We start from the raw sequence: 14,502 nt of genomic DNA on the forward strand, positions 1-14,502 counted from the left end.
GCCCAAGCGGGTGACAAACGCCCCCGGCGGACATGAAGTCCGCCAGGGGCGCCGGTCATGCTTTTTTGAGGGCTCGGTTCGCCTCGACCGCGTCAGCTATGCGTGCGCAGCAGCGTCCGCATCGTCCGCATCGCGACCGACAGATTGGCCAGGTCGAAGGTCTCCGACGACTGGATCTCATCGAGCGTGGTGCGCGCACGCTGCAGGATCGCGGCGTTCTTCTCCTCCCACGCCTTGAAGCGCTGCTCGGGCGTGGAGCCGCCGTTGCCCACCGACAGCACATCGGAGGTCAGGGCGGCCTGGGCCGCGTACAGGTCCTCGCGGATGGAGACCCGGGCCATGGACTGCCACCGGTCGGCGCGCGGCAGCTCGATGATCCGGTCCATGAGCTGGCTGATCCGCAGCCGGTCGGCCAGGTCGTAGTAGACCTCGGCGACCGCCAGCGGCTCCTTGCCGGTGCGGTCCGCGATGGCGACGATGTCCAGCGTCGGGAAGGCCGAGGAGAAGCCCGCCACCCGGGTGGCCAGGTCCTCCGGGACGCCCGCCGCGGTGATCTCGTCGTAGATCCGCTGGTACCACTCGATGTCGGAGCCGCGCAGCAGCTTGGGCATCTGCGCCCGGACCGCGGCGACCCGCTCGCCGAAGAAGTCGATGGTCTCGGCGAGCTCCAGCGGCTGCGGCCGGTTGTTGAGCAGCCAGCGGGTGCCGCGCTCGACCAGCCGCCGCGAGTGCAGCCGCATCCTGGTCTGGATGTCGGCGTCGACGACCGTGTCCAGCGCCTCGACCTCGTCCCACACCTGGTTCAGCTCGAAGATCACGCGGGCCGCGGTCTGGGCGCGCACGACCTCCTCGGTGGAGGCCCCGCTCTCCTCCCGCATCCGGTGCAGGAAGGTCGTCCCGCCCGTGTTGAGCGTGTCGTTGACCAGCACCGTGGTGATGATCTCGCGGCGCAGGGCATGGCCGTCGATGTACTCGGGGAACCGCTCCCGCAGCGCCTGCGGGAAGTAGGCGTGCAGCAGCCGCTGCAGATACGGATCGTCGGGCAGCCCGGTGGTGATCAGCTCGTCGGCCACCGTGATCTTGACGTAGGCGAGCAGCACGGCCAGCTCGGGCTGGCTCAGACCGCGCCCGGCCGAGAGCCGCTCGCGGATCTGGCGGTCGGTGGGCAGGAACTCCAGCGCCCGGTCCAGCCGTCCCTCCCGGCCCAGGCGGCGCATCAGCCGCTGGTGGGCGTGGAGCAGGCTGGGGGCCTGGACGACGGAGTTGGCCAGGGCCACGTTCTGCGCGTAGTTGTTGCGCAGCACCAGCGCGCCGACCTCGTCGGTCATCTCGGCGAGCAGCTTGTTGCGCTGCTTGAGGGTGAGGTCGCCCTCGGTGACCAGGGCGTTGAGCAGGATCTTGATGTTCACCTCGTGGTCGGAGGTGTCCACACCGGCGCTGTTGTCGATCGCGTCGGTGTTGATCCGGCCGCCGTTGGCGGCGAACTCGATCCGGCCGAGCTGGGTCAGGCCCAGGTTGCCGCCCTCGCCGACGACCTTGACCCGCAGATCCTGGCCGTCCACCCGGATGGCGTCATTGGCCTTGTCGCCGACATCGCCGTGGGATTCGGTGGACGCCTTGACGTAGGTGCCGATGCCGCCGTTCCACAGCAGGTCGACCGGGGCCTTGAGGATCGTCCTCATCAGATCGGCCGGGGTCATCTTGGCGACCCGCTTCTCGATGCCGAGCGCGGCCCGCACCTGCGGGGTGATCGGGATGGCCTTGGCCGTACGGGGGTGGATGCCGCCGCCCGCCGACAGCAGCTCGGTGTCGTAGTCCTCCCACGAGGAGCGCGGCAGCTCGAACAGGCGGCGGCGCTCGGCGTAGGAGGTGGCCGCGTCCGGGTTGGGGTCCAGGAAGATGTGCCGGTGGTCGAACGCGGCGATCAGCCGGATGTTCTCGCTCAGCAGCATCCCGTTGCCGAACACGTCACCCGACATGTCGCCGACGCCCACGACCGTGAAGTCCTGGGTCTGGGTGTCATGGCCCAGCTCGCGGAAGTGGCGCTTGACCGACTCCCAGGCGCCGCGGGCGGTGATGCCCATGCCCTTGTGGTCGTATCCGGCGGAGCCGCCGGAGGCGAAGGCGTCCCCGAGCCAGAAGCCGTACGACTGGGCCACGTCGTTGGCGATGTCGGAGAAGGTCGCGGTGCCCTTGTCGGCGGCGACGACGAGATAAGTGTCGTCCCCGTCGTGGCGGACCACGTCCTTGGGCGGCTCGACCTGGCCCGCGACCAGGTTGTCGGTGATGTCGAGCAGACCGGAGATGAAGGTCTTGTAGCAGGCGATGCCCTCGGCCATCCAGGCGTCGCGGTCGACGGACGGATCCGGCAGCCGCTTGCCGACGAAGCCGCCCTTGGCGCCCACCGGCACGATGACGGTGTTCTTCACCATCTGCGCCTTGACCAGGCCGAGGATCTCGGTACGGAAGTCCTCACGCCGGTCGGACCAGCGCAGGCCACCGCGCGCGACCTTGCCGAACCGCAGATGCACACCCTCGACCCGCGGCGAATACACCCAGATCTCATACGCCGGGCGGGGCGCGGGCAGATCGGGCACGGCCTGCGGGTCCAGCTTGATCGACAGATAGTCGTGCGGCCGACCGTCCCCGTTGCTCTGGAAGTGATTGGTCCGCAGAGTGGCCTTGATCAGGGTGAGGAACGAGCGCAGGATGCGGTCCTCGTCCAGCGAGGCCACCTGGTCCAGCGCCGCGTCCAGCTCCTCCAGCAGGGCGTCGGTCAGCTCCAAGCCCGCCCGCTGCCGCTCCGGCGACATCCGCGCCTCGAAGAGGGAGACCAGCAGCCGGGTGGTGTGCACATTGTTGCGGAGGGTGTCCTCCATGTACGACTGGCTGAAGGTGGAGCCGGCCTGCCGCAGATACTTGGCGTAGGCCCGCAGCACCATCGCCTGCCGCCAGTCCAGCCCCGCGCCCAGCACGAGCTGGTTGAAGTTGTCGCTCTCGGCCTGGCCGGTCCACACCGCGGCGAACGCGTTCTGGAAGCGCTCACGGGCGTCGTCGGCCAGCGCCTCGCCCTCGCGCAGGGGCAGCCGCAGCCCGAAGTCGTAGACCCAGGCGGTGGTCTTGTCCGAGCAGCGCAGCTCGTACGGGCGCTCGTCGACCACCTCGACGCCGAGGGTGTTGAGCACCGGGAGCACCGCGGACAGCGAGATCTGGGCCCCGGCCCGGTAGATCTTGAAGCGGCGCTCGGCATGGGCCGCGCCCACCGGCTCGTAGAGGCTGAGCCCGAATTCCTTGCCCCGCTCTTTCAGCCGCTCCAGGTGCTGGAGGTCGGCCACGGCGCCGCGCGGGGTGTGGTCCGCCTTGTACCCCTCGGGGAAGGCGTGCTGATAGCGGCGCAGCAGCTCGGCCGCGCGCTCCTCGCCGGCCTCGGAGACCAGCGCCTCGGCGAAGCCGTCGGCCCAGGAGCGGGCGGCCTCGATCAGCCGGCTCTCGATCCGCTCCACATCGGCGTCGGTGAGGTCGGGCAGCTCGGTGCCGGGCTGGAGGCGGACCACGAAGTGCAGCCGCGAGAGCACCGATTCGGTGTGCAGGGCGGTGAAGTCGACCGGCGGGCGGCCGCTCAGCTCCTCCAGCAGGATGTCGGTCAGCCGCAGCCGCACATCGGTGGTGAAACGATCACGCGGCAGATAGACCAGCGCGGAGTAGTAGCGCCCGTACTCGTCCTGGCGGAGGAACAGCCGCAGCCGGCGGCGCTCCTGGAGGTAGAGCACGCTGGTGACGATCGAGCGGAGCTGGTCGACCGGGGTCTGGAACAGCTCATCGCGCGGGTACGTCTCCAGGATCTGCAGTAGATCCCGGCCGTCGTGGCTGTTGGGCGCGAAGCCCGCGCCCGCGAGCACCTCGACGACCTTGCGGCGGATGACCGGGACCCGGCGCACCGACTCGGTGTACGCGGCGGAGGAGAACAGCCCCAGGAAGCGGCGCTCGCCGATCACATTGCCCTCGGCGTCGAACTTCTTCACGCCGATGTAGTCAAGGTACGAGGGGCGGTGGACGGTGGCGCGGCTGTTGGCCTTGGTCAGCACCAGCAGCTTGCGCTCGCGCGCCTTGGCGCGGGCGTCGGCCGGAAGCCGGTTGAAGGACGGCGACCCCGGGCCCCCGGGGCCCACGGGGGTGCTCTCGTCGGAGTCCTTGTGCTGCGGATCGGAGCGGAGGATGCCCAGGCCCGTGCCGGGCACCGCGGTCAGCACGTCCTCCTCGCCACCGGCCTCGGTGGGGACCTGCGTCAGCTCGTACTCGCGGAAGCCGATGAAGGTGAAGTGGTCGTCGGCGAGCCAGCGCAGCAGCTCACGGGCCTCCTCGACCTCCTCCTCGCGGACCTCGGCGGCCTTGGGCTCATCCGGCAGGCCCTCGGCGAGGCGCAGCGCGAACTCGCGCATCTTCTCCCAGTCCTCGACCGCCTCGCGGACATCGGACAGGACGCGCAGGAGATCGGCGGTGATCTGCTTCAGATCGCCGCGGTCGGTCTCGCGGTCGGTCTCGACATGGATCCAGGACTCCACGACCGCGTCATGCGGGAGCTTCTTCCTGGCCGGGCCGTCCGGGGAGACATCGAGCAGCTCGATCAGCTTGCCGGTGATGTCACGGCGCACGATCACCTGCGGGTGGATCACGACATGGATGCCGCGCCCCTGGCGGGTGAGCTCATTGGTGACCGAGTCGACCAGGAACGGCATGTCGTCGGTGACCACCTCGACCACGGAGTGGCTGCAGGTCCAGCCGTGCTCCTCGACGGTCGGGGTGTGCACCCGGACGTTCGCCGTGCCCTGCGGACGCACCTCGGCGAGCCGGTAGTGGGAGAGCGCCGCCCCGAAGACGTCGACCGGGTCGCGGTCGGCGAGGTCCTCCGGAGGCGTGTGCAGGTAGTAGTGCTGGAGGTATGCGGTCAGGGTCTCCGGTCCTGGGCCCTGAACCGGTTTTCCCCCGGCAGGGCTGTTCTCAGCGACCCGGGCGGCCCGTTCGAGCAACTCGGCCTTGGCTTCGTCCAGCTTGGTCTGCATGTCCTCTGGCTCCTGTCGCGCGCCGTTGCGTGACATCGATGGCGGTGGCATGACGCCGCGACGCGAAAAATCCGGTCGTTGACGACGGTATGCCGGATCGGGGAATGGCCGGGGTGTACTGGGCCGTAAGTGACCAAGAACCCACGCGCCACGGGTCAGCGGCGGCTCGGGCCCGGGGCCGGTGGGGCTCCGGGCGCGGAGCGAGGGCCTCGTTGCCCTCACGGACTATCGCGCTGATCACGCAGTAAGGCTATCGCTCCACCCCAGGGGGTCGTCATGAGCCGTTCGTGTACAAAACCGAGCCCTGAAGTTTGACGAAATGGACAGCGACCACGGGCCCGCGCGAACCGATGATGTGCCGCCCATGTTCTCTGGCGGCCTCCGGCGCCCTCCTGTGCCCTGCCGTGCCCTCTTGGCAACGCGCCGTCGCGGATGCACCGTGATCGGGACGGTGGTAGACGGTGATAATCGTGGACGCGAAGGTGGAGGTGGGCGGCATGGGTGGCACGGATGGCATGACTGCGAAGATCCTTCTGGTGACCGGCGACGCGGCCGAATCGCTGGAGGTGCTCTACCCCTACCAGCGGCTGCGCGAGGAGGGGTACGAGGTCCATATCGCGGCCCCGACCCGCAAGACGCTGCGCCTCGTGGTCCATGACTTCGAGGAGGGCTTCGACACCTACACCGAGAAGCCGGGCTACACACTCCCCGCCGACCTCGCATTCTCCGAGGTCGACCCAGGTCAGTACGGAGCCCTCGTGATCCCGGGCGGCCGGGCCCCGGAGTATCTGCGCAACGACCCCGAGCTGCGCAAGATCTGCAAGGCGTTCTTCGACGCGGACAAGCCGGTGGCGCAGATCTGCCACGGCCCCCTGCTGACGGCGGCCGTGGGCGGCCTGAGCGGGCGGCGGGTCACCGCGTATCCGGCACTGGAGCCGGACATGCAGGCGGCGGGTGCGGAGTACCAGGACGCGGAGGTCGTGGTCGACGGCTCGCTGGTCTCCTCACGGGCCTGGCCGGACCATCCGGCGTGGATGCGGGAGTTCCTGGCGGTGCTGCGGACGAAGGCGCCGGTGGTGTGAGGGGGTGGTGGGGGCGTGGCCACGCGGGGGGCGTATGGAGGCAAGAGGGGGCGCGCAAGGTGGTGAAGAGCCCGAGACGGACGCCGAGCAAGCCCAGGACGGGCCCCGAGAAGCCCAGGACGGGCCCCGAGGAGCCCAGGACGGGCCCCGAGGAGCCCAGGACGGGCCCCGAGGAGCCCAGGACGGGCCCCGAGGAGCCCAGGACGGGTCCCGAGGAGCCCAGGACGGGCCGCTCCGGCCTACTCGGCCTCCTACTCGTCGGCCATGCGCTCGGCCTCCCGTACGGCATCCTCGAGCGTGTCCACGACCGGCACCCCGGCCGCCTCCAGACTGGCCCGGCTGTGCGAACCGCCCGTGTAGAGCACGGCCCGCGCCCCCACATGGCGTGCCGCCAACGCGTCGTCCGCGGCGTCCCCGATCACCACCATCCGCTGCGGGGGCACCCCTTCGAGCTCGGTGATATGGCGCATCATCTGCTCGGCCTTGCCGGTGTTGCTCTCACCGACGCGGCCGTCCACCCGGATGAAATGGCGCTCGATGCCATGCGTCCGCACCAGCGGGACCAGATGCTCATGCGGGGCCAGTGAGCACAGCGACTGGGTGAGCCCCGCCTCCTGCCACTCGACGAGCAGTTGACGGGCGCCGATCGCCAGCCCGGCGCTCTCGGCCAGCGCCCAATAGTGCCGGTGGAACGCCTCGTCCATGACCGCCCACTCCTCGTCGGTGGGCAGCCGCCCCATCAGCCGCTCATAGAAGCGCGGGACGGGGACGCAGTACAGGTCGCGATAGCGCTCGAGGGTGATCGGCGGCAGGCCGACCTCCCCGAACGACGCGTTCGTCGCCGAGATCACGGCGTCGATGTCGTGGAGCAGCGTGCCGTTCCAGTCCCAGACGAGGTGCGTCACGTGGTTCTTCCCCATTCCACGACCGTACCTGCCGGGTCCGACAGCGGGCATCACTCGATGAGATTGGGGATCTCCTGGGTGGCGTACCAGAGCAGCTCATGATCCTCGGCGCCGTCCACGGTGAACTGCGCGTCGTCGTCACCGAGGTCCGCCGCGCCCAGCGCGTCGGCGGCCGCGGCGATGTCCTGCTCGGCGTCATCCGCGTCCAGATGCACCGCGGCTGCCTTCGCCAGCGGTACGGCGGTCCTGATCCGCACCTCGCCCAGCGCGGACTGGTCCAGCCCCCGGTCCGGATCGGCGACCGCCTGCCCGTCGGGCACGTCCACGGCCACCACGACCCGACGGCGGGGCGCGCGGGGGTCGACGGCGAGCAGCCGCAGCGACGCCTGAGCGGCCCGGCTCAGCGCCGCGTACTCCAGCTCCTCGATGTCGTCGGACACGTACCACTCGCGGAGCGCGGGGGTGACCGCGTAGGCCGTCAACGGCGTCGGCCCCAGTTGGCCCTCCTTGTGCGCCTCGGCGAGAGCGGAGAGGGTCAGGGGGACGTAGACGCGCATGTCTGCCGCTTTCATCGGGATTCCTCCGTGGGAACCCCGGCCTTCAGGCCGGGGAGGAAACGGACTCCTGCGGAGCAGGGCAAGGAGCGGGGTTTCGCCGGCAGGGCGAAAGACCGCGCTCTGATCCGCAGGTTTGATATTCACACACTGCCAGTTAGTTTGTGAGCGTGACCACGACGTGCGTGAAGCGGGCGTTCAAGTACCGCTTCCACCCGACCGACGTGCAGGCAGCCGAGCTGTCGCGCACGTTCGGATGCGTACGCAAGGTCTACAACCTCGCGCTCGCCGCCCGCACTGAGGCATGGGCCAGGCAGGAGCGGGTGAACTACAACGCCACCTCGGCGATGCTGACCGCGTGGAAGAAGACCGGGGAACTGGCCTACCTGAACGAGGTGTCCTCGGTTCCGTTGCAGCAGACGCTGCGACACCTGCAGGGCGCGTTCACGAACTTCTTCGCCAAACGGGCCAAGTATCCGCGGTTCAAGTCCCGCAAGACGTCGCGGAAGTCCGCCGAGTACACCACCAGTGGGTTCCGCTTCCGCGACGGGAAGCTGACACTGGCGAAGATGGACCAGCCGCTTCACATCGTGTGGTCCCGTCCCCTGCCCGAGGGGGCGAGGCCGTCCACGGTGACCGTGTCCCAGGATGCGGCGGGCCGCTGGTTCGTGTCCTTGCTGTGTGACGACCCCGGTGTGCGGCCGCTCGCTCCCACAGGTGCGGTGGTCGGGATCGATGTCGGCCTGGACCATCTGCTGACCCTCTCCACCGGAGAGAAGATCACCAACCCGAGACACGAACGGGCCGACCGTGCCCGGTTGGCCAAGGCCCAGCGGGAGCTTTCCCGTAAGGCCAGGGGTGAGGGCGCCAACCGGGCCAAGGCCCGCCGCAAGGCGGCCCGAATCCACGCCCGGATCGCTGACCGGCGCCGTGACCTGCTGCACAAGCTGACCACCCGACTCGTGCGTGAAAACCAAACGCTCGTGGTCGAGGACCTGACCGTGCGCAACATGGTCAGGAACCACACGCTCGCCCGAGCCATCTCGGACGCGAGCTGGAGCGAGTTCCGTTCCCTGCTGGAGTACAAGGCAGCCTGGTACGGGCGGGATGTGGTGGTCGTGGACCGCTTCTTCCCCTCGACCCGGCTGTGTTCGAACTGCGGCACCCTCGCCCAGAGGATGCCGTTGAACGTCCGCATCTGGACGTGCGAGGGCTGCGGCGCGACCCATGACCGGGACGTGAACGCGGCACGCAACCTTCTGGCCGCCGGGCTGGCGGTGACAGTCTGTGGAGCCGGTGTAAGACCTCAACGGAGCACTCCGGGCGGGCAGTCGGCTGTGAAGCAGAAAACCCCACGGCGCGAGCCGTAGGAATCCCCCTCGTTCACGAGGAGGAGGAAGTCAACAGAGACCAATAGGCCCCCCCAACCCCCAAGCATACGATCGCCCGTCCCCGGTCCCGAGCCTCCTTCACAGGCCCGGTGGTCCCCTTTCGGGGGACGGCGTGCGACGGCGCCGCACAAAGCCCGGAACAAGCCCGGCCCGACCCGGCGACCAGGGGCGATGAGGGCCCGTATGCCCCGAATAGGTGAACCGCGGCGTCGACTGCGACCAGTGGCCGCCGTCATTGCGGAGGCCGAAACCCCCCCGGTAGAAGACTCTTCGACGAAAGCTACTGCCCGGTATTCGGCCGGGCCGGAGAGAACGGGGCGAGAAGCATGCGCGAGGGCGTCCGGGCAACGGATCGGGCCACGGCGACCGGGGAGGGCGTACGACGACGCGGCGGCAGCGGACCGAGCCGAAGCGGCCCCCCAGGCCGCAAAGACCCCCGCCGTCCCCGCACCACCCCCACAACGTCGGCACCCCCCACCACGACAGCCACACCCCCCACCCCGACCACCACCAACGACACCCCCACACCGCACGACGCACCCACACCACCCACCCCGCACGCCACAACCGCCACAACCGCCACAACTGCGACCAGCGGCACCCCCGCATCGCACGACCTGGCCGCACGGCCCACCACCACACCCCCCACAACGCCCACGCCCCTCACCGTCACCCGTGCCGCCGCCGTATCGCGCACTGCGGCCGTATCGCCGCCCGCCACGACCCCGCCCCACACCCCCACCGCATCCCGCGCCGCGGCCGTATCGCGCAGTGCGGCAGCCGCAGCGGCGTGTCGGCAGCGGGACCGGTTGCCGCGCTACTGGTTCGCCAACCGGCTGGTACTCACCCTCAGCGGTCAGCGCCCCGTACACACCCTCCTCGGGCACGCCCTCCCGGCCGCCTACGACCGCCTGATCGAACTCGCCCCGCGCGCCCCGCTGCGCCCCGTCGCAGGACGTGCCACAGCGCCCGTCGTACGGCGCTGTGGCGAGTACCAGCCCCGGCACGGGGTCATCGAGGCATTCGCCCGGATCGCCTCCGGAGACCGGCTCAGCGCGCTCGCGTTCCGGCTGGAGCTCGGCGCCGACGCCCGCTGGCGCTGCGCCGCCATCGACCTCGGCCCACTCGCCCAGGCGGTATCCGACGGATCGTGACACCTGCGGCAGGCTGCTCCCCGCCCCGCCCCTCCCCGCCCCTCCCGCAGCATCGATGCGGCTGGGCCGCATGGCGGGGCTCCGTCCCAGACCCCGGTGCCCAGGGCGCCTTCCCGAAACCGGGGCTTCGCCCCAGGCCCCGTGGTCCAGGGGCGGCGAGCCAATCCAGCCCCTCCGCCGCTTGAGGAACGGCGCCCAGGGGCGGAGCCCCGACCCGGAGCCGGGACCAGGCCCCGGTTTCAGGGAGGAGCGGGGAGCCAACCCCAGCCCCTCCCGCGCTTGAGAAACGGCGCCCAGGGGCGAAGCCCCGACCCGGAGCCGGGACCAAGCCCTGGTTGCGGGAAGGTGCGGGGGGCTAATCCAGCCCCTCCGGCGCTTGAGGAGCGGGGTCTGGGGCGAAGCCCCGGCCGGGGTCCTGGGGCGGAGCCCCGGCGGGGGCCGGGGCCGGGCCCCGGTTGCGGGAAGGGGCGGGTAGGGGAAAGACCCGCCGGACACCCCATAGGCCACAACCACAACCACAACGCGAAGGGCCGGGGCGCCGCGCTCTCGCGCGGCACCCCGGCCCGTCAAACCAAAGCCCCGCCGGACTACTTCTTGCGGCGCCGCCCCTTCTGCGCCTTACGCCGCTCCGCCCGCGTCATCCCATCCGCCTCCGACCGAGGCGCCGGCGGCGTCTCACCGTTGGGGAAGTCGCCCTCGACGACGCCGCCCTCACCGTCCACCGTCGGGGCGGAGAAATGCAGCCGGTCCGGCCGCTGCGGGGCCTCCAGGCCCTTGGCGCGGATCTCGGGGCGGCCCGAGGAGCCCGCGGCCGGCGCGGCGGGCGCGCCCGCCGGCACCACGTCCTCCACATCCTTCGCGAGGGCGACCTTCTCCTCCGCCGCCTCGACCGGAACCTCCTCGACCTGCTGCTCGACCTGGACCTCCAGGTTGAACAGATAGCCGACGGACTCCTCCTTGATGCCCTCCATCATGGCCTGGAACATGTCGAAGCCCTCGCGCTGGTACTCGACCAGCGGGTCCTTCTGGGCCATCGCGCGCAGCCCGATGCCCTCCTGGAGGTAGTCCATCTCGTAGAGGTGCTCGCGCCACTTGCGGTCCAGGACGGAGAGCACGACCCGCCGCTCCAGCTCACGCATGATCTCGGAGCCGAGCTGCTCCTCACGCGCTTCGTACTGCTGGTGGATGTCGTCCCTGATGGACTCTTCGATGAACTCGGCGGTGATCCCGGCGCGGTCGCCGGCCGCCTCCTCCAGCTCCTCGATGGTCGCGCTGACCGGGTAGAGCTGCTTGAAGGCGCTCCACAGCCGGTCCATGTCCCATTCCTCGGCGAAGCCCTCGACCGTCTCCGCCCGCACATAGGCTTCGATGGTGTCGTCCATGAAGTGGCCGACCTGGTCCTGCAGGTTCTCGCCCTCCAGGACGCGGCGGCGCTCGCCGTAGATGACCTCACGCTGCCGGTTCAGGACCTCGTCGTACTTCAGGACGTTCTTACGGGTCTCGAAGTTCTGCTGCTCGACCTGCGACTGGGCGGAGGCGATGGCCCGCGTGACCATCTTGTTCTCGATCGGGACGTCGTCCGGGACGTTCGCCATCGCCATGACGCGCTCGACCATCTGCGCCTTGAACAGCCGCATCAGATCGTCGCCGAGCGAGAGGTAGAAGCGGGACTCGCCGGGGTCGCCCTGACGGCCGGAGCGGCCGCGGAGCTGGTTGTCGATCCGGCGCGACTCATGGCGCTCGGTGCCCAGCACATACAGCCCGCCGAGCTCCTTGACCTCTTCGAACTCGGCCTTGACCGCGGCCTCGGCCTTCTCCAGGGCGGCGGGCAGCGCGGCGGCCCACTCCTCGGAGTGCTCCACCGGGTCCAGACCGCGCTGGCGCAGCTCGGCCTCGGCGAGGTCGTCGGGGTTGCCACCGAGCTTGATGTCGGTACCGCGGCCCGCCATGTTGGTCGCCACGGTCACGGCGCCCTTACGGCCGGCCTGGGCGACGATCGTCGCCTCCCGGTCGTGCTGCTTGGCGTTGAGCACCTCATGCGGCACCCCGCGCTTGGCGAGCTGCTGGGAGAGGTACTCGGACTTCTCCACGGAGGTGGTGCCGACCAGGACCGGCTGGCCCTTGGTGTGCTTCTCGGCGATGTCGTCGACCACCGCGTCGAACTTCGCGACCTCGGTGCGGTAGATCAGGTCGGACTGGTCGATGCGGGAGAGGGGGCGGTGGGTCGGGATCGGGACCACGCCGAGCTTGTAGATCTGGTGGAACTCGGCGGCCTCGGTCATCGCCGTACCGGTCATGCCGGAGAGCTTGTCGTAGAGGCGGAAGAAGTTCTGCAGGGTGATCGTGGCGAGCGTCTGGTTCTCGTCCTTGATCTCCACCGCTTCCTTCGCCTCGATGGCCTGGTGCATGCCCTCGTTGTAGCGGCGGCCCGCGAGGATACGGCCGGTGTGCTCGTCGACGATCATGACTTCGCCGTCCATGACGACGTAGTCCTTGTCCTTCTTGAAGAGCTCCTTGGCCTTGATCGCGTTGTTGAGGTAGCCGACCAGCGGGGTGTTGACCGACTCGTAGAGGTTGTCGATCCCCAGCCAGTCCTCGACCTTGGTGACACCGGACTCGTGGATGCCGACGGTGCGCTTCTTCTCGTCGACCTCGTAGTCCCCGGTCTCCTCCACGCCCTTCTGCGGCTCGGCCGCCTGGCCCCTGCTGAGCCGGGTGACCAGCTTGGCGAAGTCGCCGTACCACTTGGTGGCCTGGTCGGCCGGGCCGGAGATGATCAGCGGCGTACGGGCCTCGTCCACCAGGATCGAGTCGACCTCGTCGACGATCGCGTAGTTGTGGCCGCGCTGCACCAGCTCGTCCTGCGACCACGCCATGTTGTCGCGCAGATAGTCGAAGCCGAATTCGTTGTTGGTGCCGTAGGTGATGTCGCACGCGTACTGCTCGCGGCGCTGCGCCGGGGTCATGTTGGCGAGGATGCAGCCGACCTCCAGGCCGAGGAACTGGTGCACCCGGCCCATCCACTCGGAGTCGCGCTCGGCCAGGTAGTCGTTGACCGTGATGAGGTGGACGCCCTTGCCCGACAGCGCGTTCAGATACGCCGGGAGGGTGCCGACCAGGGTCTTGCCCTCACCGGTCTTCATCTCGGCGACATACCCGAGGTGCAGCGCCGCGCCGCCCATGAGCTGGACGTCGTAGTGACGCTGGCCGAGCACCCGCTTGGCCGCCTCGCGCACCGTGGCGAACGCTTCGGGCATCAGGTCGTCGAGGCTCTCACCGTCGGCGTATCGCTGCTTGTACTCGTCGGTGAGGGCGCGCAGCTCGGCGTCGGAGAGGGACAGGAAGTCCTCTTCGATGGAATTGACCTGGTCCGCGATGCGGTGCAGTTTGCGCAGGATCTTTCCTTCGCCTGCACGCATGAGCTTGTTGAGGACGGACACGTAGGCTGGCTCCTTGCCGGTCGGGCCTGGCACGGTCGGGGTGCGCTGGCGCGGCATTGTCAAGGGGCGCAGGCCCCGCCGCAACGGCCATCGTAAGACAGACCCCGGCACGCCGGGAGGTCCGTCACCACGAGGACCGGATGTCACCTCACTGTGTGAACGCTCGAGAGGTCCCCCAGGTGCCCTCCAATTCGCCGAAACCGCTCGCGGTGAGTGACGACGGCGGCGCAGACTCGGGACGCATGGAGCCTGTCACCCTCACCACCGAGCGCCTGGTCCTGCGCCCCTTCCGGCCCATCGACACGGACGCGGTCTTCGCAGCTTGTCAGGACCCGGACATCCAGCGATGGACCACGGTGCCCTCCCCGTACGAGCGTGCGCACGCGGAGGACTTCACCGGCCGGATCTGCCCGGAGAGCTGGCGCGACGACGTGACCTACGACTTCGCGGTGGTCACCAAGAGTGACGGCACCCTCGTCGGCGCCATGGGCCTGGTGCGGCTGACCCATCTGCGCACCCCCGAGCACCAGGCCGAGCTGGGCTACTGGACGGTACGGGAGCACCGTCGGCGCGGCTATACGGACGAGGCGGCGCGGGCCGTGATCGAGTGGGCGTTCACCCGGCTCGGGGTGGAGCGCCTGGAATGGTGCAGCGAGGCCGGGAACGAGGGCTCGCGGGCGGTCGCCCTCGGAGTGGGCTTCCGGATGGAGGGGACGGACCGCGCCCGGATCGTCCACCAGGGGACCCGGCGGGACGCCTGGCGGGGCGCGCTGCTGCCCTCCGACTGGGGGCTGCCGTCTACGACGCCGTATCTGCCCGCCAGGGCCTCGGAGGCATCCAACGCACCGGAGGCTCCCGAGGCGTCCGGCCGGGCGTCCACGGCGCCGTCAGCGGTCTGAGAGAGGCCGTGAGGGGC

8 protein-coding genes are annotated in these 14,502 nt (G+C 69.8%); 4 read left to right on the plus strand and 4 right to left on the minus strand.

Annotation, left to right across the window (positions count from 1 at the left end; translation table 11 throughout):
- Positions 1 to 92: 92 nt before the first annotated feature.
- The gene (locus STRVI_RS39480; protein ID WP_014061168.1) at positions 93 to 5,060 is read right to left on the minus strand and encodes an NAD-glutamate dehydrogenase; all 4,968 of its coding nucleotides are present in this window, start codon (positions 5,058 to 5,060) and stop codon (positions 93 to 95) included.
- 515 nt (positions 5,061 to 5,575) lie between these two features.
- Between STRVI_RS39480 and STRVI_RS39485 the strand changes: the two genes are divergently transcribed.
- On the plus strand, positions 5,576 to 6,142 hold the full coding sequence (locus tag STRVI_RS39485; RefSeq protein WP_043241320.1) for a DJ-1/PfpI family protein: 567 nt from the start codon (positions 5,576 to 5,578) through the stop codon (positions 6,140 to 6,142).
- Positions 6,143 to 6,393: 251 nt separating this feature from the next.
- Here STRVI_RS39485 and STRVI_RS39490 read toward each other — a convergent pair whose 3' ends face one another.
- A complete protein-coding gene (locus STRVI_RS39490; protein WP_014061170.1) occupies positions 6,394 to 7,062 on the minus strand; it encodes an HAD family hydrolase in 669 nt (222 codons plus the stop codon).
- Between the two features lie 35 nt (positions 7,063 to 7,097).
- Positions 7,098 to 7,604 (minus strand): DUF6912 family protein, encoded by a 507-nt coding sequence (locus tag STRVI_RS39495; RefSeq protein ID WP_043237285.1) that lies wholly within the window; start codon positions 7,602 to 7,604, stop codon positions 7,098 to 7,100.
- Between the two features lie 161 nt (positions 7,605 to 7,765).
- Between STRVI_RS39495 and STRVI_RS39500 the strand changes: the two genes are divergently transcribed.
- Positions 7,766 to 8,971, plus strand: a complete 1,206-nt coding sequence (locus STRVI_RS39500) for an RNA-guided endonuclease InsQ/TnpB family protein (protein WP_014061172.1) — start codon at positions 7,766 to 7,768, stop codon at positions 8,969 to 8,971.
- An 830-nt stretch (positions 8,972 to 9,801) separates the two neighbouring features.
- Complete coding sequence (locus tag STRVI_RS39505; protein WP_043237288.1) at positions 9,802 to 10,146, plus strand: Rv3235 family protein; 345 nt, start codon at positions 9,802 to 9,804, stop codon at positions 10,144 to 10,146.
- Between the two features lie 587 nt (positions 10,147 to 10,733).
- Here STRVI_RS39505 and secA read toward each other — a convergent pair.
- Positions 10,734 to 13,586 carry a preprotein translocase subunit SecA gene (gene secA / locus STRVI_RS39510; protein ID WP_014061173.1) on the minus strand — a complete coding sequence of 951 codons (2,853 nt, stop codon included), beginning with the start codon at positions 13,584 to 13,586 and terminating at the stop codon, positions 10,734 to 10,736.
- Positions 13,587 to 13,828: 242 nt separating this feature from the next.
- On the opposite strand from secA, the gene STRVI_RS39515 reads away from it, so the two are divergent.
- Complete coding sequence (locus STRVI_RS39515; RefSeq protein ID WP_078505567.1) at positions 13,829 to 14,485, plus strand: GNAT family N-acetyltransferase; 657 nt, start codon at positions 13,829 to 13,831, stop codon at positions 14,483 to 14,485.
- Positions 14,486 to 14,502: the final 17 nt, after the last annotated feature.

The sequence above is a fragment of the Streptomyces violaceusniger Tu 4113 genome, from assembly GCF_000147815.2.
In the GTDB taxonomy this organism is placed as follows: Bacteria; Actinomycetota; Actinomycetes; order Streptomycetales; family Streptomycetaceae; genus Streptomyces; species Streptomyces violaceusniger_A.